The 20,743-nt window shown below is 67.5% G+C and carries 21 protein-coding genes; 9 read left to right on the forward strand and 12 right to left on the reverse strand.

Going from position 1 to position 20,743, the window contains the following annotated elements; all coding sequences use genetic code 11:
- Positions 1–33 precede the first annotated feature (33 nt).
- Entirely contained in the window at positions 34–321 is a 288-nt protein-coding gene (locus AC5Y7V_RS11005) for a hypothetical protein (RefSeq protein ID WP_499880052.1), read from the forward strand.
- 31 nt (positions 322–352) lie between these two features.
- Complete coding sequence (locus tag AC5Y7V_RS11010; RefSeq protein ID WP_499880053.1) at positions 353–1,066, forward strand: C39 family peptidase; 714 nt, start codon at positions 353–355, stop codon at positions 1,064–1,066.
- Here the strand turns inward: AC5Y7V_RS11010 and AC5Y7V_RS11015 are convergent.
- Together AC5Y7V_RS11015 and AC5Y7V_RS11020 are read right to left on the reverse strand one after the other, a co-directional pair.
- Positions 1,056–1,901 (reverse strand): alpha/beta fold hydrolase, encoded by an 846-nt coding sequence (locus AC5Y7V_RS11015; protein WP_499880054.1) that lies wholly within the window; start codon positions 1,899–1,901, stop codon positions 1,056–1,058. The two genes, AC5Y7V_RS11010 and AC5Y7V_RS11015, sit on opposite strands and share 11 nt — an antisense overlap.
- Positions 1,902–1,963: 62 nt before the next feature.
- Entirely contained in the window at positions 1,964–3,409 is a 1,446-nt protein-coding gene (locus AC5Y7V_RS11020) for an MFS transporter (RefSeq protein WP_499880055.1), read from the reverse strand.
- 30 nt (positions 3,410–3,439) lie between these two features.
- Between AC5Y7V_RS11020 and AC5Y7V_RS11025 the strand changes: the two genes are divergently transcribed.
- Both AC5Y7V_RS11025 and AC5Y7V_RS11030 read left to right on the forward strand, forming a co-directional pair.
- The gene (locus tag AC5Y7V_RS11025; RefSeq protein WP_499880056.1) at positions 3,440–4,045 is read left to right on the forward strand and encodes a hypothetical protein; all 606 of its coding nucleotides are present in this window, start codon (positions 3,440–3,442) and stop codon (positions 4,043–4,045) included.
- A 226-nt stretch (positions 4,046–4,271) separates the two neighbouring features.
- Positions 4,272–6,719 carry a glycogen/starch/alpha-glucan phosphorylase gene (locus AC5Y7V_RS11030; protein WP_499880185.1) on the forward strand — a complete coding sequence of 816 codons (2,448 nt, stop codon included), beginning with the start codon at positions 4,272–4,274 and terminating at the stop codon, positions 6,717–6,719.
- Positions 6,720–6,726: 7 nt separating this feature from the next.
- On the opposite strand, the gene AC5Y7V_RS11035 is transcribed toward AC5Y7V_RS11030, so the two are convergent.
- The 3 genes from AC5Y7V_RS11035 to AC5Y7V_RS11045 all read right to left on the reverse strand — a co-directional run bounded on the left by AC5Y7V_RS11035 (position 6,727) and on the right by AC5Y7V_RS11045 (position 9,405).
- Complete coding sequence (locus tag AC5Y7V_RS11035) at positions 6,727–7,533, reverse strand: SDR family oxidoreductase (protein ID WP_499880057.1); 807 nt, start codon at positions 7,531–7,533, stop codon at positions 6,727–6,729.
- A gap of 24 nt (positions 7,534–7,557) precedes the next feature.
- Positions 7,558–7,800, reverse strand: coding sequence for a long chain fatty acid-CoA synthetase Faa4p (locus AC5Y7V_RS11040; RefSeq protein WP_499880186.1), 243 nt, complete (start codon positions 7,798–7,800; stop codon positions 7,558–7,560).
- 117 nt (positions 7,801–7,917) lie between these two features.
- A complete protein-coding gene (locus tag AC5Y7V_RS11045; RefSeq protein ID WP_499880058.1) occupies positions 7,918–9,405 on the reverse strand; it encodes a PE family protein in 1,488 nt (495 codons plus the stop codon).
- A 109-nt stretch (positions 9,406–9,514) separates the two neighbouring features.
- Here AC5Y7V_RS11045 and AC5Y7V_RS11050 point away from each other — a divergent pair, with 109 nt between their 5' ends.
- Positions 9,515–9,796: a hypothetical protein gene (locus AC5Y7V_RS11050; RefSeq protein ID WP_499880059.1), complete on the forward strand. Its 282-nt coding sequence runs from the start codon at positions 9,515–9,517 to the stop codon at positions 9,794–9,796.
- Positions 9,797–10,105: 309 nt separating this feature from the next.
- The gene (locus AC5Y7V_RS11055) at positions 10,106–11,266 is read left to right on the forward strand and encodes a PPE family protein (protein ID WP_499880187.1); all 1,161 of its coding nucleotides are present in this window, start codon (positions 10,106–10,108) and stop codon (positions 11,264–11,266) included.
- A 6-nt stretch (positions 11,267–11,272) separates the two neighbouring features.
- Here AC5Y7V_RS11055 and AC5Y7V_RS11060 read toward each other — a convergent pair whose 3' ends face one another.
- Genes AC5Y7V_RS11060 through AC5Y7V_RS11075 form a run of 4 tightly spaced genes read right to left on the reverse strand, consistent with a single transcriptional unit; the run spans position 11,273 to position 15,507 of the window.
- Entirely contained in the window at positions 11,273–12,544 is a 1,272-nt protein-coding gene (locus AC5Y7V_RS11060; RefSeq protein ID WP_499880060.1) for an amidohydrolase family protein, read from the reverse strand.
- A 14-nt stretch (positions 12,545–12,558) separates the two neighbouring features.
- Positions 12,559–13,773: an amidohydrolase family protein gene (locus AC5Y7V_RS11065; RefSeq protein ID WP_499880061.1), complete on the reverse strand. Its 1,215-nt coding sequence runs from the start codon at positions 13,771–13,773 to the stop codon at positions 12,559–12,561.
- A 4-nt stretch (positions 13,774–13,777) separates the two neighbouring features.
- Positions 13,778–14,581, reverse strand: coding sequence for an acetoacetate decarboxylase family protein (locus AC5Y7V_RS11070; RefSeq protein ID WP_499880062.1), 804 nt, complete (start codon positions 14,579–14,581; stop codon positions 13,778–13,780).
- Positions 14,578–15,507, reverse strand: coding sequence for an SDR family NAD(P)-dependent oxidoreductase (locus AC5Y7V_RS11075; RefSeq protein ID WP_499880063.1), 930 nt, complete (start codon positions 15,505–15,507; stop codon positions 14,578–14,580). Before AC5Y7V_RS11075 ends, AC5Y7V_RS11070 begins: the two co-directional genes overlap by 4 nt.
- A 64-nt stretch (positions 15,508–15,571) precedes the next feature.
- Between AC5Y7V_RS11075 and AC5Y7V_RS11080 the strand changes: the two genes are divergently transcribed.
- The 3 genes from AC5Y7V_RS11080 to AC5Y7V_RS11090 all read left to right on the forward strand — a co-directional run bounded on the left by AC5Y7V_RS11080 (position 15,572) and on the right by AC5Y7V_RS11090 (position 18,411).
- Entirely contained in the window at positions 15,572–16,459 is an 888-nt protein-coding gene (locus AC5Y7V_RS11080) for an IclR family transcriptional regulator (protein ID WP_499880064.1), read from the forward strand.
- Between the two features lie 114 nt (positions 16,460–16,573).
- The gene (locus AC5Y7V_RS11085) at positions 16,574–17,461 is read left to right on the forward strand and encodes a TauD/TfdA dioxygenase family protein (RefSeq protein ID WP_499880065.1); all 888 of its coding nucleotides are present in this window, start codon (positions 16,574–16,576) and stop codon (positions 17,459–17,461) included.
- 131 nt (positions 17,462–17,592) lie between these two features.
- A complete protein-coding gene (locus tag AC5Y7V_RS11090) occupies positions 17,593–18,411 on the forward strand; it encodes an SMP-30/gluconolactonase/LRE family protein (RefSeq protein WP_499880066.1) in 819 nt (272 codons plus the stop codon).
- Between the two features lie 13 nt (positions 18,412–18,424).
- Here AC5Y7V_RS11090 and AC5Y7V_RS11095 read toward each other — a convergent pair whose 3' ends face one another.
- The 3 genes from AC5Y7V_RS11095 to AC5Y7V_RS11105 are packed head-to-tail and all read right to left on the reverse strand — an operon-like array spanning position 18,425 to position 20,703.
- Positions 18,425–19,159 carry an SDR family NAD(P)-dependent oxidoreductase gene (locus AC5Y7V_RS11095; RefSeq protein ID WP_499880067.1) on the reverse strand — a complete coding sequence of 245 codons (735 nt, stop codon included), beginning with the start codon at positions 19,157–19,159 and terminating at the stop codon, positions 18,425–18,427.
- Entirely contained in the window at positions 19,146–20,045 is a 900-nt protein-coding gene (locus AC5Y7V_RS11100; protein ID WP_499880068.1) for a TIGR03619 family F420-dependent LLM class oxidoreductase, read from the reverse strand. The genes AC5Y7V_RS11095 and AC5Y7V_RS11100 overlap by 14 nt, the downstream gene beginning before the upstream one ends.
- Positions 20,046–20,079: 34 nt before the next feature.
- A complete protein-coding gene (locus AC5Y7V_RS11105; RefSeq protein WP_499880069.1) occupies positions 20,080–20,703 on the reverse strand; it encodes an NADPH-dependent F420 reductase in 624 nt (207 codons plus the stop codon).
- Between the last annotated feature and the right edge of the window lie 40 nt (positions 20,704–20,743).

Raw genomic sequence — 20,743 nt, forward strand, 5'->3', positions numbered from 1 at the left:
GCGGTTGGGAGTCGGCGATGGCGTCGGGCCGAGTTGGCCGCCGGCGAGCGGCCGTCCTCGGAGTCGGTCAGCGCGGCGCGTCACCGCGCCGAGGAATCCCTGCAGTTCGCCCAGGACGCTCACCACGCCGCCGCCAGGCGCCACGAGGAGTTGGCGCGCGTGCACGAACGAGCGGCCAACACCTACCAGCGCGCCGCCATGCAGGGACCGGATTCCTCCGCGTGGCTGCAGAACGCGGCTGATCAGCACTGGCAGGCCGCCCACGACAGCCACCTGGAGGCCGTCGAAGACGAGGCGCGCGCGGAGAACGCCAAGAAGTAACGCCGCGGCGCTCCTTTCAGACATTCACGGCATGATCGGCAACCGCACTGCGACCGCGGCCCGGGCCGCCGGCGTCGCCATGCTGGTCAGCGCCACCGCGCTGGGCCTGGCGACCGGCGCCGCGCACGCCACGCCCGACCCGCCCCGCGGCGAGGGCACCCTTTACGGCAACCCGGCGGCGGCCGCGGCGTTCTGGCGCTACCAGGGATACGACGACGACTGCGTGGAAATGGCCGTCGCCGATGTCGTCGGTGAACTGACCGGCAAGCCGCCCTCCGAGCAGGCCATCGTCAAGCTGGCCCAATCCACCCCGAGCGCCGTCCACCCCGGGCCGATCTACACCAAGCCGAAGAAGCGCAAGGCCGGCAGCGGCACGTCCTTCGACGACGAGCCTGCGCTGCTCGCGCACTACGGCATCCACGCCACCTCAACCGACGAGCAGAGCGCCGCGAAGACCGGTGTCCCGACGGGGATGTCGGCGCTGCAGCAGGATCTGGCCAAGGGCCGCAAGGTGATCGTCGGGGTCAACTCCGAGGTCATCTGGCGCGAGCCCGTCGAAGACAAGACCCCGGACGGCCAGCCGGAAGCCAACCACGCCGTCGTGGTCACCGGCGTCGACACCGCGGCCGGCGTCGTGCACCTCAACGACAGCGGCAGCGAGCAGGGCCGCGACGAGCAGGTGCCGATCGACGTCTTCGCCCGGTCGTGGGCCAGCAGCGACGATCAGATGACCGTCACCGGTTAGCGACGGGAGCCGCGTTGAGCAGGCCGACCAGCGCCTCGGTCACCTCGCGGGGACGCTCCTCCATGACGTAGTGGTCGGCGCCGGGCAAGTGAACCAGCCTGGCGTCGGGAATGCGCTCGGCGAGTTCGCGCGCCGTGCCGAACGGGATGTAGGGGTCGCGCTCACCCCAGATCACCGCGACCGGGCACCGGATGGTCGCGAGCCCGTCCGCCAGCCAATCGACGGCTGGAACCGGGTAGTGGGCGAAGAATTCCCAAAACGTGCGCCGGCCTTGCGGTGTCCTCATCCAACCCAGGTATTCGGCTTGCAGCGCGGTGTCGAAGCAGCCGAGTTTTCGGTAACGGTCCAGGGCCACGTGGTGTATCTCGGCCAGCGGCAGCCTTCGCGCGGCGGCGGACAACACGGGGTTGGTCGCGATCCGGTGTTCCGCCAACGAGAACCGGTAGAACCAGGGCCGAAAGATCCCGTGCGCCCGGGTGTTCAGCAACGCGAGCCGTTGCACCCGTTCGGGGTGGCGAATGGCGTAGCCGAGCCCGATGAAGCCGCCGTAGTCGTGGGCGCACAGGTTGAATCGCTGCCACCCCAACCGCTGCACGAGCCGTTCGAGGCGGTCGACCTCGTTGTCGTACGTCGGCGGTGTCGACGGCGGGTCGGACCGGCCGAACCCCGGCCAGTCGGGCGCCACGACGTGATGGGTGTCGGCCAGCGCCGCGATCTGGTGGCGCCAGCAGGACGCGCTCTGCGGATACCCGTGCAGCAGCAGCACCGGCTCGCCGGTGCCGGCGGCCACGCCAAACACCTTGCGCCCGTCGACATCCCACGTCATCGCCGTCATGCCCGGAATCTATTGAAAATTCGCCGGGCGCCGCCCCACGTTTCGGGACGAACGGCGCACGATTACGGCCGGTGTCTGGTGCACGGGTCCTGGCAGGCGTGGTTGATGCCGGGCAGCACCTGCCGCGCGAAATCCGCGCCGGAGCGGACGGTCAGCGCCGCGATGCCGGCGCCCAGCAGGCAAGCGGCGGCGGCAATGACCATCGCCACCGAGAACCCGGGACCGAGCGGCTGCCCCGGGCCCGCGCTGATGCCGGCCGCGACCGGCAGCACTGCGACGGCAAGCAACCCGGCGAGGCGCGCAACGGCGTTGTTGACGCCGGATGCGGTGCCCGCGTAGCCGTCGGGGACGACGGACAGGACGGCCGCGGTCAACGGCGCCACGGTGATCGCCAACCCGACGCCGAACACGACCACGGCGGGCAGCACCGCGCCGAGATAGGTTGCCCCGGGCACGATCCGCGCCATCAACGCCAAACCCGCCGCGGCGATCACCGGGCCCACCGTCATGGGCAGCCGCGGCCCGGCCCGCTGCCCGAGCGCGCCGGCCCACGGCGAGCCGATCAGCATGATGATCGTCATCGGCAGCATCGCCAATCCCGTCGCGAGCGCGGAGTAGTGCAGGCTTTGTTGCAGCTGCAGGGCCAACAGGAACAACGCGCCGCCGATCGCGGTGTAGACGGCCAGTGTCGTGAGGTTGGCGCCGGTGAATTGCCGGGATCGCAACAGCTGCAACGGCAACAGCGGCGATTGCGCGCGCCGTTCGATCACCGGAAAAACCAGCAGCGCCGCCGTGCCCACGACGGCGGCCGTAGCCGTGACGAAAGTCCAACCGCGCGAGGGCGCCTCGATGAGCGCGTAGATCACCCCGGACAGCCCGACGCTGACGGCGGCGGTGCCCAGGACGTCCGGACGGCCGCGCGCGGTCGGATCGCGCGATTCGGGAATGTGCCGGGCGGCGATCCACAGCACCGCCAGCGCCAGCGGAAGGTTCAACAGGAACACCCAGCGCCACGACGCCGCGTCGACGAGCCAGCCGCCGATGAACGGACCGAGCGCCGTCGTCACGCCCGACATCCCCGCCCAGATCCCGACGGCCCGGCCCCGGTCGTCGTCGACGATGCCGGCGTCGATCAACGCCAGGCTGCCCGGAACCAGCGCCGCCGCGCCCACCCCCTGCGCCAGCCGCGCGCCGACCAGCCATCCGACCGTCGGCGAAAGGCCGCAGACGACGGAGGCCGCGGTGAAGACGACCAGCCCGGCGACGAAAACCCGTCGGCGGCCGTAGCGGTCGCCCGCGGCGCCTCCGGTGAGCAGCAGCGCGCTCAGCGTCAGCAGGTAGCCGTCGAGGACCCACTGCTGACCGGTCAAACCGCCGCCCAGGTCGCGCCCGATGGCCGGCAGCGCGACGTTGACGACGGTGCCGTCCAGCAGCGCGATACCCGAACCGAGGACGGCCGCGGCGATCAGCCAGCGCGCACCGGCCGAGGCCAACGGCAATTGGTCCATGCTTGAGGATTCTGGCCTACGATCTCCCGCATGCCGATCCTCGGAAACGCGACGGCCGTCGCCGCGAAAGTGTCTCGGGCGACGTCCAACGCGTTGCGCGTCGAGCTCACCACCCCCGACGGCGCCGAAGTGGCGCGCGCTCAGCAGAAGGGCGGCGTCGGCGTCCTGCTCGGATTCAAGAACGGCGGCAAGAGCGACTACACCCTGACCAGCCCGGCCGGCGAGGAACTTCGGCTATCGGTGGCCGCGACGACCACCGTCACGAACCAGAACACCCCCATAGGAAAGATCGTCCCGTCCGACGGCGCGGCGCGATTGGAAGACGGCGGGGGCACCGTCCTGGCGGCGATCCGGCCGCACACCGGCGCCAAGGCCGACGGCGCCTGGCATCACCCGATTCTGTCCCCCACCGGCGACCAACTTGGCGTCCTCACCCTGATGACGGTCCACACCGGTTGGCGCGACATCGAATTCGAGGCCATCCAACTGCTGGCCAACACCAACATCGCCACCCTGAAAGCGCCGTCGGCCGGCGCGATGCTCGAACTGCGCGCACCAGTCCACCCCGTGCTGGGCGACATGCTGGCCGCGGCGTGCGTCGACTTCGCCGTGCTGCCACGCGGATACATCGCATAACCCGGCGCCCATCCGAACGCCATTTCGTCACCGGCCCGTGAGGTTGTGTTTACGCCACGGCCTTCAATTGCGCGCCTGATGTGCAAACACCGCTGCCAAACTGACTCACCTGCCACCCCACCCCTAGGGAGTAGGACCCACGATGACCGATGTCGAGCAGACACCCTCCGACGGAATCTCCCCCAGCCCGACGCGGGCCGACCTGGCCGAGCACTCCCGCACCGGGATGGGCGCCGCGGCGCTGCAACGGGCGATCACCGATCACCTGCGCTACTCGATCGGTCGTCCGGCCGCCGCGCTGCGGCCCGAGCATTACTACCGGGCGCTGGCCCTCGCCGTGCGCGACCGCATGCAGGACCGCCGGGTGGCCTCGACGCAGACCTCGCTTGACCTCGGCCGCAAGGTGACCTGCTACTTGTCGGCCGAATTCCTGATGGGTCCGCAGCTGGGCAACAACCTGCTGAACCTCAACATGGAGCTGGCGGCGAAGACGGCGCTGGCGGCGATGGGACAAAATCTCGAGACGGTCCTCGCGTGCGAGGAAGAACCGGGCCTGGGCAACGGCGGCCTGGGCCGGCTCGCCGCGTGCTACCTCGACTCGCTGGCCACGCTCGAGCGGCCGGCGATCGGCTACGGCATCCGCTACGAATTCGGCATCTTCGACCAGGAGATCCGCGACGGCTGGCAGGTCGAGCAGACCGACAACTGGCTGGACCACGGAAACCCTTGGGAAATCCCGAAACCCGACGTCAACTACTTGGTCAAGTGGGGCGGCTACGCCGCGCACTACACCGACGATACCGGCCACGATCGCGTCCGGTGGGTGCCCGGGCGCGTTCTCAAGGGCGTCGCCTACGACACGCCCATTCAGGGTTACGGCGTCAACACCTGCAACGTGCTGACGCTGTGGAGCGCGCGGGCCGTCAAGTCGTTCGCGCTGGACGCCTTCAACACCGGCGACTACTACGGGGCGGTCGAGGACGAGGTCATGTCCGAAACCGTCACCAAGGTGCTGTACCCCAACGACGAGCCGGAGGCGGGCAAGCAGCTGCGCCTGCTGCAGCAGTACTTCTTCGTGTCCTGCTCGCTGCAGCACGTGCTGCACATCATGGACGACCTCGCCGACGCGGGCGTGCGGGAACTCCCCCAGCGATTCGCCCTGCAGCTCAACGACACTCACCCCTCGATCGGGGTCGCCGAGCTGATGCGGCTGCTGGTCGACGAGCGCCAGCTGGACTGGGACGAGGCGTGGGACATCACGGTCGCGACGTTCGGATACACCAACCACACCCTGCTGCCCGAGGCGCTGGAGACCTGGCCGCTGGAGATGTTCTCCGAGGCGCTGCCGCGCCACATCGAGATCATCTACGAGATCAACCGCCGATTTCTCGACGAGGTCCGCGCCCGCTTCCCCGACGACGAGGACCGGCTGCGCCGAATGTCGCTGATCGGCGAGGACGGCGGCAAGAACGTCCGGATGGCCCACCTCGCCACGGTGGGCAGCCACGCCATCAACGGGGTGGCCGCGCTGCACTCCGAGCTGCTGAAAAGCAGTGTGCTCAAGGACTTTTACGAGTTGTGGCCGGAGCGGTTCAGCAACAAGACGAACGGCGTGACGCCGCGCCGCTTCCTGGCCCTGGCCAACCCCGGGCTGCGCGAGCTGCTGGACCGCACCGTCGGTGACGGCTGGCTGACCGACCTGAGCCGCCTGCGCGGGGTGGAGCCGTTCGTCGACGACGCGGCCTTCCGCCGGGAATGGCACGACATCAAACGCACCAACAAGGCGCGCCTGGCCAAGTACATCCGCTCGGTGGCGGGCGTCGAGCTGAGCCCGGACTGGATGTTCGACGTCCAGGTCAAGCGCATCCACGAGTACAAGCGCCAGCACCTCAACGTCCTTCACATCGTCGCGCTGTATCACCGGCTCAAGCAGGACCCCGGGCTGTCGATCCCGCAGCGCGCCTTCATCTTCGGCGGCAAGGCCGCTCCGGGCTACTTCATGGCCAAGCGAATCATCAAGCTGATCAACGCCGTCGGCGAGACGGTCAACGCGGACCCGGACGTGAACCGCTTCATCAGGGTGGCGTTCGTGCCGAACTTCAACGTGCAGAACGCGCACATGATCTACCCCGCCGCCGACCTGTCGGAGCAGATCTCCACCGCGGGCAAGGAAGCCTCGGGCACCGGGAACATGAAGTTCATGATCAACGGCGCCCTGACCATCGGCACGCTCGACGGAGCCAACGTCGAGATGCGCGACGAGGTCGGGGCGGAGAACTTCTTCCTGTTCGGCCTGACCGAGCAGGAGGTCCAGGCGGTCAAGGCGGGCGAGTACCGGCCCGCCGACTACATCGACGGCCCCCAAGCTGGAAATGACGAGCTGCGCGCGGTGCTGGATCTGATTGCGGGCGGGACGTTTTCGCACGGCGACACCGAGGTGTTCCGGCCGCTGGTGGACAACCTGCGCCACGACGACCCGTTCCTGGTGTGCGCCGACTTCGCGTCGTACCTGAAGTGCCAGGATCAGGTGAGCGCGGCCTGGCGGGACACCGAGTCGTGGACGAAGATGTCCATCTTGAACACCGCGCGCAGCGGCAAGTTCTCGTCGGACCGCGCCATCACGGAGTACTGCGACGAGATCTGGAACGTCTGGCCGCTGACCGTGAAGATGTGATTTGGTCTCAGTGATAGCCGGGCAGATCCGGCACTCCGTTGGCGGTCAACCAACCGCCGCCGTCGACGACCAGGACGGCGCCCGTCACGTAGGACGCCGCGTCGCTGGCCAGGAACAGCACCGCTTCCGCGACCTCGGTGGTGGAACCGGGGCGCCGCAGCGGGTTCTGGGTGGTGCGATGCTGGGCGTCGCCGGTGATTCTCTTGACTCCCTCGGTGCCCGACATCGCGCCGGGGGCAACGACATTCACCCGGACGCCGTCGGGGCCCCATTCGATCGCGCAGGCGCGGCTGAACGCGTCGACGCCGGCCTTGGCCGAAACGACGTGCGCCTGCAGGGCCATGCCGCGGTACTGGATCGCGGCGCTGACGTTCACCACCGCGCCGCCGTGTTCGCGCAGCCAGAGGTCGTACGCAACCTTCGACACGTTGAAGGTTCCCAGCAGGTCGATGTCGACGACGGCCTTGAATCCCTTTGGGCTGAGGTCGCTTATCGGCACGGGGAAGTTTCCGGCGGCGTTGTTGACGACGATGTCGAGTTGGCCGAACGTTCGCAGCACCTCCTCGACGACGTCCGTCACCTCGTCGTCCCGACGAACGTCGCAGACGCCGTAGCAGGCCTCAATCCCCTCTTCCCGCAACGCCGCAACGGCCGCTTCGAGATTGGGTTCCTTGCGGCTGCAGATCGCGACGCGGGCGCCGTGGTTGCCGAGGACGCGGGCGACCTCCAGGCCGAGCCCGGTGGCGCCGCCGGTGACCAACGCGACCTTCCCGTGCAGGAGGTCGGCCCGGAACGGACTGTGGCGGGTGGTCACGGTCGCGACAACCGCTATTGGGAGTTAACCGCTCTCGCGTGATACGTAGACCGCGACATACCCGATCGGGATGCCGGTGCGGTTCGCGATGCACTTGCGCGCCCCGAGCTCCACCGCGGCCCGACGGCTCACGCGAGTGACCCCGCCGATCTCGGGAATCCGGATAATCCATCCGTCTGTGACGCGGCTGACCTCGATGTCGAAGCACTGGCCGACCGTCGGGCACTGTAGGCGGCGAGCGACCCGGCGCGTAGCGCTGGTGCGCATCAGGTTTGGCCGCCGCAAAGTGGGCTGTATGGGCATGGCTGCTTTCCCGAGTCGAAGAGGAACCGCGCGCAAGAGTAATGCTTCCCGGGCCCAAAAACCTAATCGGGCCAGGCCACCTCAGCTATCCCAGTTGGGGATCAGACCCAACGTCCGCATCAACTGGCCCTCGAAGCCGGTGAGCAGCGAGACGCCGGTGACCGACGACTGGGGCAGCGGGAAGTTGAGGCCGGGATCGAGCACCGGGTTGAACGGGTAGCCGGTGGGCATCATCGACGGCGGCAGGAACCCGAGATCCACCAGCGCCGCCTGCGGGCCCTGGACCGCGCCGTGCACCAGATCCGGGACGATCGTGAACGGGTTCGGCAGTTCGAACAGACTCGCGGGAGTGGGGATGTCGGCGTACTCCCCGGACCCGTAACCCATGTCGACGATCACCCGCAGGTCCGGCTGCAGCAGGTCGGCCAGCGCGTTGCCGAACGGTTGCGGCAGGGCCAAGCGCAGCGGCGCGACGAGCGGCAGGTTCTGCGTCAACAGCTCGTAGTACCTGGTTTCACCGGTGTAGCCGGGCGACGTCGGCAGTTGGATCGCGTTGGCGATCTGCCCGGGCGTCGGGTCGACGTAGTCGTGCGTGCCGTGGAAAAGCGCGAACCCCATGAACGCGTTGAGATCGCTGACCGGATTGAGCACGTACTGCGGCAAGTTGGTCACCATGTCGTACTGATTGCTGAAGATCACGGTGGGATACGGCGAGTTGGGGGGCGTCGCGCCGTTCATCAGCACGTCGAACAACGGGATGTACAGGCCCGGGAAGCGTTCGAAGAACCCGCCGTTGGGATTGCCCGGGTCGCCGGTCAAAAAGAACGACAGTTTGCTTGGATCCGGCGGGTTGGCCATCGCCATCAGGTTGCGGATCTCGTTGGTGGCGATCAGCGAACTTTGTGAGGTGCCGTAGACGACCACATTGTTGCCCGCCGCGAGTTCGGTGTTGATGGCGGTGTTGAGCAACTGCACGCCCTGTGCCACCGACTGGCCCAGCGTCAGGTTCCCGAGTTGCGGGGTGACCGGCCAAAACTGCTCCGGCGTGTAAATGGCCTGCCCCGTCGCCCCGAGGAGTGGCGACAGCGTGGGGTTGTCGAGGAAGTTGGCCATGATCGAGCTGACGTACTTGCCGTCCGGCAGCGGGAACGTGGTGCCGCCGACGATCAGCGCCACCGAGCTGTTCGACGGCACGTTCAGCGGCGGGATGCTCGTCGGCGCCGGGTTCTCGGCCAGCGCGGCAAACGGGGCGAGGGGCGCTTCCAGCTCGCCGATCACGTCGCGCAGCGCCTGCAGCGCGGCCTGCTCGGTTGCCGTGTAGGCGACGCCCGCCTCGCTCAGCAGTTGCGTGAACCGCTGCTCGAACGCCTGGCCCTGTGCGAGCAGTTCCCGGTAGATCCTCGATTGTTCGATGAACAGCGGCGTGATCGCGGCGCTGACCTCGTCGGCCCCGGCGGGCGGGATGCTGCTCGTGCGCAGGGCCGCGAGGGCGTCGGCCTCTTCGAGCGCGGCGCCGATCTTGCCGACGTCCTCCGCCGCCGACACCAGCCCCTCAGGAACGACCTGCACCCGCCCATTCTGGTCAACGACGGCGGCGGGTGAGACGTCTTCGATGAATTCCTGCCGACGCCGCGCCTTACACTGGGCCGTCGGAAGCGCGACCGAAGGTGATGAACCGGTGAGGACCCTGACGAAGCTAGCCGCCGGCGGGCTGGTTGCCCCGGCGTTGCTGTTCGGCCCGGGCGTCGCCCGCGCCGATAATTTCCAGGAAAAGGAAAAGCAGGCCTGCCAGCTGATGGACGATCCGGCCGGCCCCGAATCGGGTTATGCGCCAGCCGAATACGCGTTCATGATGCTGCGCGCCAAGATGTCGGCCGAGGACGCGCGCAATGCCATGTCGCAGGGCGCCCAGGACTTTTGCCCGAACCACATAATCGATCTGCCGGCGAGCTGGCGGTAATAGTCGATCTCGAGCCATTGCCGCTTTCAGCCCGCGGCAATCAAGATCGGCGATCTTATTTTTTCGCAGTTCAGCCCTATCTTTACTCAGTCGAAATTCATAGGGTTCACCAGAGATAGTCACCGAAACCGCAAAGGTGGCTGGATATGCACAGTTCGCGTGGTCCGCCCAGAACTCAAATAAGCGGTCATCGCCCGGTAACCCGGGCCGCGGTACCAATTTGTCCGATATCACCCGGCGCGCTTCGTGTTGCGCCGTCACAACAAGGGGGGGTTTGCCACCGAAGTCAAGCTAAGGAGACGTGACACAATGGATTTCGCGTTACTACCCCCGGAGATCAACTCCGCCCGGATGTACACCGGCCCGGGGTCGGGTTCGCTTCTAGCCGCCGCCGGCAGCTGGGACTCCCTGGCCGCCGAATTGACCACCACGGCCGAGACCTACCAATCTGTGGTCTCGGGCCTGACCACCCTGAACTGGCACGGCCCCGCGTCCGAGTCGATGACGGCCACGGCCACCCCCTACATCGGTTGGCTGAATATGACCGCCGAGCAGACCAAGCAGACCGCCATGCAGGCCAGGGCCGCCGCGGCGGCCTTCGATCAGGCATTCGCGATGACCGTGCCCCCACCGGTGATCGCGGCCAACCGCACTCAACTGGCGTCGCTGATCGCGACGAACTTCTTCGGCCAGAACACCGCGGCGATCGCCGCTACCGAGGCGCAATACGCCGAGATGTGGGCTCAGGACGCCGCCGCGATGTACGGCTACTCCACTAGCTCGGCGGCGGCGGCGGCGTTGACGCCGTTCACCCCGCCGAACCAGACCACCAACCCGGCCGGTGCGGCCAGCCTGGTGGACGCGGTCAACCAGGCGATTTCGTCGGCATCTCACATATTGCAGAGACTCGCGTCCGGGTCCACCCCTCAATGGCTCCAGAACTTCCTTAGTAACCCCTTTTTTGGGAACACGGGGTTTGGGCCCGACGCCCCAATATGGAGCGACCTATCTTCGGCTGGGGTTTTCCAGCTGCCAGCTACGCTTAACATTGCTGGTTTTGCCGGCAAAAGCACTAGTGATGCGGACACCATAGCCGGGGCTATTAACAGTCTCAACATTCCGAAAGTAGCACCTGAGGCAGGACTGGGGGCTGAGAACATACCCGGCCTGCTTGGTGATGCAGACGCAATCACCGCGTTCACAGGTGCCGGACGCACAGTGTCCGCGGTCCTTACCGGCGCCAAGCCGATCGGTCCAATGTCGGTTCCGGCGAGCTGGTCTACCCCGGCGGTCAGCCACATATCGGCACTGTCGGGCACCGGTTTAACCACGCTCCCGGGAACCGAGGAGGCAGTCGGGGCGGGTATACCCGGCGTGCCCGGAATGCCGGCGGCGACGCGAGCCTCGGGCGTCATACCCCGATACGGCACCCGGCTAACAGTGATGCCACGCCCGCCGGCCGCGGGCTGACACCCCTCAGCTCTCCACGAGGTCGGGGATAGGCTCCGCGTCGGTCAGCCAGTGGCGTCCGACCTGGCGGGCCGCCTCCCACTTGGGAATGCTCACCGCATCGTCCTGTCCCAGGTCCTTTGGGGTCGGGCCGATGCGCTCGACCAGGCCCGCGAGCGCACCCACGTCGAAGTTGTACACCTCGGCTGCGGTAAGCCCGAGGATTTGTCGCGTCTCGTCTATTGGAATGTCCCAGAACGAGCGCCGCAACCAGTCGCGGGTATGCGGCCATGTTCCTTCAGGGTGGGGATAATCGTTGCCCCACAGCATGTTTGGAACACCGATCTCGTAGCGACGGGCCAGTTCCCGGCGCTCGGTCGTGGTGGCGCCGATGAAGCAGTTCCGGTCGAAGTACGCCGAGGGTGGCATCGTCAGATCGCCCTCCAGCAGGCGGCTCATCTTCTTGGCCGAGTGCTCACGCATGAAGCGGGTGTCCATCAGCCACAGCAGATCGTTGGCCCAGTAGGCACCGCACTCGGTGGCCCCCCAGCGCAGGTTCGGGAAGCGCTCGAACACGCCGGCCCACAACGCGAACCACAGCGGCCGGACTCCCCACCAGCGCACCTCGGTCGTATAGATACCCAGGTGTGGGCCGTACTGCTCACTCGGTGCGGGACCGACGTGGGTGTGAACCGGCATCTGCAGGTCCTGGCAGGCGGCCCACACCTTGTCGTAACGCCGGTCATGGTAGGGCGGATAGTCACCCCAGAGCACCGGAATCATGATGCCGCCGCGCAACCCGGCCTCGGCCGCGCGAGCGATCTCGGCCACCGCCGCGTCGACGTCCGCCAGGATCGGCACGACGGCGACGCCGGCCCGCCGCTCGGGGCTGTGGCTGCACAGCTCAGCCAGCCAGCGGTTGTGGGCCCGCGCGCCGGCCATCGCACGTCCCGGGTCCAGGTCGCCGGACTGCCCTAGGCCCGCGCCGAAGGGAGCCCCAGCGACGCCGGTCACGGCGTCGGCGTCGGGAAAGATGACCTCACCGGCGACGCCGTCGCCGTCGAGTTCGCGGTCGCGCTGGGCGACGTCCCAGCCACCCGCGATGCCGTCTCCGTGTTCGTCGAACCACGCTTGCGCGAACTCCTCGTCGATGAAGCCGCTGGCCTGCGCCGCGGCGGCAATCTTTTCGGCGAGGAAGGTTTCGAAGTCCTCCCGGTACTCCGGGTCGATGTACTCGCGATACTGCTCAGTGGGCAGCTCGGCGTGGGTGTCTGCGGAGATGATGAGATAGGGCTCCACGATGATCCTCTCGCTTACCAGGCACGAATGGGGTCGGGCTCGAAGACGGTGCTGCTCGCGTCGGCGGGCACGGCCGCCAGCGGCTCGGCGACCTCGGCCACGGTCGGGCCGATTCGGTCGACAAGGGGCGCGAGCGCGTCGAGGTCGAAGCCGTAGACGGCGGCCGCGTTCCCGCCGACCATGGCCGCCACCTCGTCGGGCGGGACACCGCTGAAGGTGTGGCGCAACGCTTCTCGGGTGTAGGGGGCGGTGCCCTCCATGTGCGGATAGTCGCTGCCCCACATGATCTTCTCGACGCCGATCCGGTGGCGCTCGGCACACTCGACGGGCCGCATGAAGCTGGCGCCGACGTAACACTGGCGGGCCCAAAATTCGCTGGGCCGCAGCGTCAACGAGCCTGCGGTGGGCCCGGCGAATCGGGCGATCGCCGAGTTCGCCCGTCCGTAACGGGCCGCCGCCACGTCGAGCGAGTCGAGGGTCGCCGGTATCCATCCGGCGCCCTGCTCGGTGAAGACGACGGTGAGGTCCGGGTGGCGATCCAGTGCGCCGCTGAAGATCAGGTGCCACAGCGCTCGGTGGGCAAACCAATGCGTCTCGTAGACCCAGATCGCGAACGAGCTGCCCCATCCGTCCGTCGGGTTCGGTCCGGCGTTACCGCCGTGGTGGTTGACCACCAGGCCCGCGTCCGCGCACGCCGCCCACAGCGGCTCCCAGTGCTCGGCGTAGAGCTGGGGAATGCCTGCGCCCGGCGGGATCCCGGGCAGCAGCACCCCGCCGCGCAGACCCAACTTGGCGATGTGCGCCACCTCGGCGACGGCCTCGTCGAGGTCCCCGAGCAAGATCTGGCCCACCCCCGCGCGCCGCTCAGTCGACGACGAGCAGAAGTCCGAAAGCCAACGATTGTGCGCACGCAGCCCGGCCCAGCGCAGCTCGAGCTCGCGAGCGTCGACCGGCTGGGGGGCGGCCAGACTCGCCTGGGGAAAGAACGGTGGCACGGTATTGGGGAAGATGACCTCGCCCGCGACGCCTTCGGCATCCAGATCCGAGTTTCGTCGAGCGCTGTTCCAGTTGCGCTCGGCGTCGGCCTCGGTGAGGTCGCCGAACGGGTTGACGTATGCCTTTGCCCAGCCGTCGAATTCGTCCCGGTACTGCGGATCGAGGTAGTCGCGGTAATCGAGCAGGTCGGCGCCGGCGTGGCAGTCGGCCGAGATGACCGTGTAACGGTCCATGGCGCTAGGCCCGTGCCGGCTCGGGCCTGGGGGCCGCGAGCAGGGCCACGTCGTCGTAGCGCTGGTGCACGTACGGCAGCAGCCATTCCTGCGGCACTCGCTCCGCGATCCGCCCCACTTGGATGGTGCGCCGGCGACACCAGGTGATCGAGGTGATCTGGCGGATCGCGATGTCGGCCACCGGGTCCAGCGGCGAATCACCCAATTCGACTGTGCCCTCGATGTTTTCCAGCAGTTCGTAGTGGCGGTGGTATTCGCCGTAGACCAGGTGGGGGTCGGTGATGCCGCCGCCGTCGGGGGCCCGCAGGAACTTGAAATAGAACTCGGTGTTGACCTGGTCGGGCGGCAACTCCGCCGCGCCGGTGATCCGGCCGTTCACTCGGATGAGCTGATAACCCAGCCGGTCAACGGTGGCGCTGACGCGATCGCCGTCGCGCTGCACCTCGATGTTCGCCAGTTTCTTTGGCTCGCCGAATGTTTCGCGGCCACCGGTGACCGACTGCTCGGTGGACTGGGGCATGAATAGGGGATAATCGCCCGCGAGTTCGCCGTGCCGGGCGGTCACCGAGAACACCGCCGACCCGAACGGCGGCCTACCCTCAATCTGCACCCGCTGAAGCTGAAGACGCACCAGCGGTTCGGCCGCCGGCTCCAGCGGCTTGGGCAGCACGGCCGCCACGATCTCCGGATCGGTGAGGTACGTGACGGTGATCGCCTCGGTGGCAATGGGCGCCTTGGTGGCGTCGATCTCGTGGTCCACTTGCGCCCCGGGTGCGCGAGGACCGTAGCGAATTTCGTTGGCGCTCACCGTGTTCCTCCTTCGGTTTTTTCGGCATGCTGGCCCAGGACGTCAACCAGGTAGTCGGGCTCGCCGCGGGCGAGGATCGATGCCGCCTTCCTGCTCACGACTTGATCGCCCGGTGTGGGCGGCCCCATCATCCAGAAGCGATCCGCCCGAAGCCCTTCCACGACGAGGTCGGCGACCGTCTCGAGCGGGGTGAACTCGACATGTGCGCCGGCGGCCTCGAAGCGGGCCACCACCTTTTCCAGTGTCTGGTCGGGCGTGCGTCGTTCCTGCGTCGTCGCATACTGCTCCGGTCGGTGGCGCCACGACTCCCAGATGCCGGTGTTCAAGAAGCCGCCGGGGAAGAGGACGTGCGCCCGCACCCGCGTCCCGGTCATCTGCAGGTGGGTGTAAAGGCTTTCGGTCAGACAGAGCACCGCGGCCTTGGTCATCGGATAGACGGCCGTGGCCGGTCCGCCCATGGCCCCGCGGGCAATTGGCGCAAACCCGCCGTTGCCCGAGCAGGTGTTTACGACGTGTCCGTCGCCCTGCTCGAGCAGGATCGGCACGAAAGCCTTGATGCCATGGATGACGCCCAGCACGTTGACGTCGATCCCCCACCGCCAGTCCGCGAGGTCGTGTTCCCACATGTAACCCTCGGAGACCCCGCCGGTGCCGGCGTTGTTGCACACCACGTGCACCGCGCCGAAGCGATCCGACGCCTCCTCGGCCAGCGACTCGACGGAGGAATAGTCGGTGACGTCGGTGACCACGCCGACCGCGTCGATGCCCTCGTCGACGAGGGCCCGGGTCGCCTCGTCCAGCGGTTCGGGCAGGACGTCGGCCAGCACCACCTTCATGCCTTCTCGGCCGAAGCGCCTGCCCATGGCCCGGCCGATGCCCCCGGCTCCCCCGGTTACGACGGCGGCCTTGCCTCGAAGGTCAGTCATTGTGGCAATGGTCACACGGTCGCGCATATCACCGCAAGAAGTCGCATTATGCGACCATTGACCGATGGCTCCGCGCCCCTCCCCGCAGACCGAACGCGTCGTGAACCTGTTCGAGCAGCTGGCGGGTGACGGCAGCCCGGGGATGACGTTGGCCGAGGTGTCGCGCCACTTGAGCGTGCACAAGGCCAGCTGCCACTCGATGCTGTCCGAACTGCTCCGGGCCGGCTGGCTGCTGCGCGACCCGGTTCGCAAGACCTACCACCTCGGTCCCGCTCTGGTCCGCCTCGGCCGAGAGGCAGCGGGCCGCTACCCGGCCCTGGTGTTGGCCCGCTCCGCGATGGCCGAGCTGTCGGCCGCGACGGGCGCGCACTGCGTTGCCTTTTCGGTGAGCGAGGACTACTCCACCGTGGTCGATCAGGTCCGAAGCCGTCGCGGCGGCGGTCACCCGATGCCCATCGGCACCCAGTTCCCGCACCGCCCGCCGTACGGGGCGTCGACCGTGGCCTGGGCCGCCCCGGAGGCTCGGGAGCGCTGGCTGGCCACCCTGCCCGAGGACGTGCGCGATCGGTATCGCCAGGCCATCGCGGCCGCCAAGGAGCGTGGTTACGCGGTGGGCCTGCACATCCTGCCCGATCTGCGCCTGCGGGAACTGGCGCAGATCGTGCGCAGCGCCGAGGTGCGTTCCACCCGGCTGAGCCAGCTGGCGCAGGAATTGACCGACGAGCTGATCCATCAGGAGGAGTGGTTCCCGATCAGCCTGGAGCCGGACCGCACCTACGAGGTGAGCCACATCGACTCGCCCATCTTGGAATCCGGGTCGCGCATCGCCCTGATGCTCAGTCTGGTCCCCAGCGCCGAGCCGATGAGCGGCGCGGCCGTCACCCACCTGGGAGCCCAACTCTCCTCTGCGACACGGCGACTCAGCGCCGCCTTGGCCGAAGAGTCCGGTTAGCTTCACGACGATGGCCAGCGAGTGGCATTGCCGCCCGAGCGTGGCGCGAACCTTGTCAGCGGCCCGTTTTTGGTGGAAAGTCATGCTCGAACGCGGAATGCATGGAGTTCGCCGATGGAAGTCGTCCCGTTGGGTCCAGGCTTTGCCGCCGAACTTCGTGGAGTGACCATCCACGACGTTGCGGCAAGCGAGTCGGCCTACGCGGCGGTGCGCGCGGCATTCGAGGAGTACTCGGTTCTCGTCCTCCGTGATCAGGACGTCACCGATGAAGCGCAACTCGGTTTCTCGCGCCGCTTTGGCCCGCTCGAGTTCACCAAGGTGGGCTCGGCAGGCTATGGCAGCAACCTCGTGATCCTCAAGACCCTCGACGAGAAGGGCAACGTGGTTCCGGAAGATCACCGGATCTCCTTGGAAAACAAGGCAAATCAGCTCTGGCACACCGACAGCACGTTCAAGCGGGTGCCGGCGCTCGCTTCAGTGTTGTCGTCGCGCGTCATTCCGGGCCGAGGAGGCGAGACCGAGTACGTCTCCACGCGGATCGCCTTCGAGCGCCTCGATTCGGCGTTGCAATCGCGGCTGGAAAATTCCTTCGCGTGGCACGAATACGCCTATTCCCGCGGGAAGATTGCGCCCAACCTCGCCAGCCCGGCGGAGCGGACGGCGTTGCCGCCGCAATGCTGGCGTCTCGTTTGGAAGAACCCTGTCAATCACCGGAAGGCGTTATACGTCGCCTCGCACGCCTACGCGATCGAGGGCATGGAGCGAAAGGCCGCGCAGGAACTGCTCGCCCAGCTGATCGACGCGGCGACCGCGCCCGGTGCAAGCTACCTGCACTCGTGGCGCGCGGGCGACGTGGTGATGTGGGACAACCGCGCGACCATGCATCGCGGCCGGCCCTGGCCGGCGTCGGAGCCGCGCTACATGGTGCGCACCACCATTTCCGCGACAGAATCCGACGGGCTCGAAACGATGCGTCGACGCGCCGCAGAAACCAGCAGCTAACCATGTCTAGCGTGCGCCGCACTCGACGAGGTCCTATGCATCACCACCCGCGCCTAGTGCCGGCCGGCCGACGTCGACGCCGTCGGTGACGTTTGACGAGCGGCCATCTATGCGGCCTTAGGATCCTTGTCATGTCCGACATCCATTCCCTGGCCGCGGGGCGCTCCTTCTTGGAGGGCCCGCGCTGGCACGATGGCGCGCTGTACGTCTCGGACATGCACGGTGACGCCGTGCTGCGCGTCGGCGAGGACGGTGACGTTCGCACCGTGGTCGAGCTGGAGCAGCCGTCGGGGCTGGGCTGGCTCCCCGACGGCTCGATGTTGATCTCCTCGATGGCACGTCGTTGCGTAATGCGCTTCGACGGTTCGGACCTCGCCGTGCACGCCGACGTGAGCTCATTCGCGTCGCATGAGATCAACGACATGTGCGTCGATCGCCACGGCCATGCCTTCGTTGGCCAGTTCGGCTACGACTACGCCGCGGGCGACAAGCCGGTGGCGGCCGCCCTGTTGCGCGTCGACCCGGACGGCTCGGCCTGCGAAGTGGCCGACGATCTCGAATTTGCCAATGGCATGGTGATCACGGCCGACAGGTCGACGCTGTTGGTGGCAGAGAGTTTCGGACGTCGCATCACCGCGTTCGACCTAGCGGACGACGGCTCGCTCGACAATCGCCGAGTGTGGGCCGAGCTGGAGGATTTTCCCGACGGCATCGCCATCGACGAGGACGACAGCGTCTGGGTGGCGAGCCCGGCCTTCGACCGGTTCGTGCGCGTCATCGAAGGCGGCGCGGTGACGGCAACCGTCGACACCCCAGGGCGCCACGCGATCGCGTGCGAAGTGGGCGGCGCCGACGGGCGCACGCTGTTCATGCTCACGGCCACCACCCTTGGTCAGCGCGTCGAGTCGCAGACTGCGTTGGGCGCCGCCATCGAGACGACCCGCGTCTAGAAGGGCCCCGCCGTCAAACTGCCGTGGTGCCGCCGTCGACCATCAACTCCATGCCATTGACATAGCTCGAGTCGTCCGAGGCGAGAAACAGTGCGACCGAGGCAATCTCCTCAGGGCTGCCCATCTTTCCCCGCGGGATCAATGCCTCAAACTGCGCCTTGGTCTCCTCGTCGAACAACTGCTCCTGTATCGGCGTGGCGACCTGGCCCGGGGTCAGCACGTTGACCCGAATCCTCCTGTCCTTCAACTCGTTCAACCACACGCGGGCGTAGGCACGCAGTACTGCCTTGCTGGCCGCGTACACACTCCAGTGGGGGAAACCTTTGACCGAAGAGATCGACCCGGTCATGAAGATCGAGCCACCGTCGTTGAAAAGCGGCAATGCCTTCTGCACCGTGAAGAGCGTGCCACGCGCGTTCAGCCCGAAAGTCGCGTCGAATTGCTGCTCCGTGATCTCGCCGAGCTTGCCCTCCTCGCCCATCCCGGCACTCGCCCACAACACGTCGACGGCGCCCTTTTCCCGCCTGACCGCATCGAACAACCGATCCAGATCGTCCAGGTTGGCCGAATCCGCTTGCACGCCGGTCACATTCCGGCCGATCAGCTCGACGGCTTCGTCCAGCGCTTCCTGCCGCCGACCCGAGATGAAGACGTGGGCTCCTTCTTCGACGAACAACTTGGCACCGGCCAGCGCCATTCCGCTTGATCCACCGGTGATCACCGCTACCTTGCCGTCAAGCTTTCCCATCATCACCCCATCGATCGATTACCTGGCTCGCGAAGTCGAGCATCTGGTCAAGGGTTGGGAACATCGCAAAGGCATCCACGATTCCCTCGTCAGCCCCCGACCGGGCGAGGCGCTCGAGCCTCACGGCAACCGAGTCAACGGACGTGCCCGGTTCGAGGTTGATCCGCATCGCCGTCTTCAGCGCATCGGGATCACGGCCGGCATCCTTCGCCGCACGGCGCGCAATCGACCACAGGTGGTCGGTGACCTCGTCCTGCAGCCCCTCGACTCCGAGCCAGCCGACGCCGCTGCGGCCGACCCGGCGCATCGCGGCCTCGCTGGCACCGCCGATCCAGATGGGCGGGCCGCCGGGCTGGACCGGGCGCAGGTCGGCATGGACCGGCGGCAGCGAGAAGAACTCGCTCTCCCAGGACACCGGGGTGGTCGTCCACCATTCGTGCAGGAATGCCAGCAGGTCGTCGAGCATCCGCCCGCGCCGGCGCCAGTCCGCGCTGCGGGCGATGTCGTGTTCGTCCTTCATCCACCCGATTCCGACGCCAACATCGAGGCGGCCTTCGCTGAGCACGTCGAGCGTCGTCAGCAGCCGGGCCAGGTGCACCGGCTCGTAGTAGAACGTGCTGAGCGTGCTGGCGTTGAGCCGCACCCGGCTGGTCGCCGTCGCGGCGACGGTCCACAGCAGCACCGGATCGAGGTAACGGGTCATCTGCGGCGGGTACGGCTGCTCCTTGCCCGGATAGGTGCTGTGCATGTCAACCGGCGTCACCAATCGATCGCCGACCCACAGCGTGTCGTAGCCAAGGTCCTCGAGACCGCGGCAGAACGCGCTCAGGCCGGCGGCGCTGCTGATAGCGGGCCCGACTATCGGAAGTGCGAAACCGAGCTTCATCGCGAATCCTTTCGGTGATTCATCAACCAAACGCTCAGGCGGCGGAGCTCACGCCAAGAGCGAAGTCGAAGTCGCCCACCCCGTGGCGGGCGAGACCCATCACGACCAGGCCCGTTCCCTCCAGCCAGTGCGCCATGCTCAAGCCGCCGACGTCCAGCGGACGCAGCCCGAGGCTCTCGATGAACTCCGCCACACCCGCCTTGGCGCCCGCGTCGTCGCCCGCGACGAAGACATCGAGCGACCGGCCCTGAGCCAGGACGACACCGAAGACGGTGTTGAACGCCTTCACCACGCTGGCGCTGGCCGGGGCCGCCTTGGCAACTTCCTGCGCGACCGAGGTCTGCTCAGGGATGGCCAGTCCGTCGGCCGCGGAATTGAACGGGTTGCTGATGTCGACGATGATCTTGCCCGCGAGGGCGTCTCCATATTGGGCGACGACCGGAACGACGTCGGCGTACAACAGGGCCACGACGACGACGTCCCCGGCCGGGACGGCGCCGAACTCCCCCGTCGTGGCGCCGCCGCCGAGAGCCTTGGCCAGGTCAGCGGCCTTAGCCCGATCGCGGCCGATGACCTCGACGCTGTTGCCGCCCGCTACCGCCAGCGCGCCGATGGCGCGGGCCATGTTTCCGGTGCCGATGATGCTGATGCTGCTCATGGAAGTTCCCCCTTGAAGCGATTAAGGAAAAGGTTGACTC

This window comes from Mycobacterium sp. NGS34 (genome assembly GCF_059812845.1).

What these genes read in the sequence shown, in the direction of transcription:
- AC5Y7V_RS11010 (WP_499880053.1), top strand. Translation starts at nt 353, where the DNA reads ATGATCGGCAACCGCACTGCGACCGCGGCCCGGGCCGCCGGCGTCGCC.
- AC5Y7V_RS11015 (WP_499880054.1), bottom strand. Translation starts at nt 1,901, where the DNA reads ATGACGGCGATGACGTGGGATGTCGACGGGCGCAAGGTGTTTGGCGTG.
- AC5Y7V_RS11020 (WP_499880055.1), bottom strand. Translation starts at nt 3,409, where the DNA reads ATGGACCAATTGCCGTTGGCCTCGGCCGGTGCGCGCTGGCTGATCGCC.
- AC5Y7V_RS11025 (WP_499880056.1), top strand. Translation starts at nt 3,440, where the DNA reads ATGCCGATCCTCGGAAACGCGACGGCCGTCGCCGCGAAAGTGTCTCGG.
- AC5Y7V_RS11030 (WP_499880185.1), top strand. Translation starts at nt 4,272, where the DNA reads ATGGGCGCCGCGGCGCTGCAACGGGCGATCACCGATCACCTGCGCTAC.
- AC5Y7V_RS11040 (WP_499880186.1), bottom strand. Translation starts at nt 7,800, where the DNA reads ATGCGCACCAGCGCTACGCGCCGGGTCGCTCGCCGCCTACAGTGCCCG.
- AC5Y7V_RS11055 (WP_499880187.1), top strand. Translation starts at nt 10,106, where the DNA reads ATGGATTTCGCGTTACTACCCCCGGAGATCAACTCCGCCCGGATGTAC.
- AC5Y7V_RS11065 (WP_499880061.1), bottom strand. Translation starts at nt 13,773, where the DNA reads ATGGACCGTTACACGGTCATCTCGGCCGACTGCCACGCCGGCGCCGAC.
- AC5Y7V_RS11075 (WP_499880063.1), bottom strand. Translation starts at nt 15,507, where the DNA reads ATGACTGACCTTCGAGGCAAGGCCGCCGTCGTAACCGGGGGAGCCGGG.
- AC5Y7V_RS11080 (WP_499880064.1), top strand. Translation starts at nt 15,572, where the DNA reads ATGGCTCCGCGCCCCTCCCCGCAGACCGAACGCGTCGTGAACCTGTTC.
- AC5Y7V_RS11085 (WP_499880065.1), top strand. Translation starts at nt 16,574, where the DNA reads ATGGAAGTCGTCCCGTTGGGTCCAGGCTTTGCCGCCGAACTTCGTGGA.
- AC5Y7V_RS11090 (WP_499880066.1), top strand. Translation starts at nt 17,593, where the DNA reads ATGTCCGACATCCATTCCCTGGCCGCGGGGCGCTCCTTCTTGGAGGGC.
- AC5Y7V_RS11095 (WP_499880067.1), bottom strand. Translation starts at nt 19,159, where the DNA reads ATGGGAAAGCTTGACGGCAAGGTAGCGGTGATCACCGGTGGATCAAGC.
- AC5Y7V_RS11100 (WP_499880068.1), bottom strand. Translation starts at nt 20,045, where the DNA reads ATGAAGCTCGGTTTCGCACTTCCGATAGTCGGGCCCGCTATCAGCAGC.
- AC5Y7V_RS11105 (WP_499880069.1), bottom strand. Translation starts at nt 20,703, where the DNA reads ATGAGCAGCATCAGCATCATCGGCACCGGAAACATGGCCCGCGCCATC.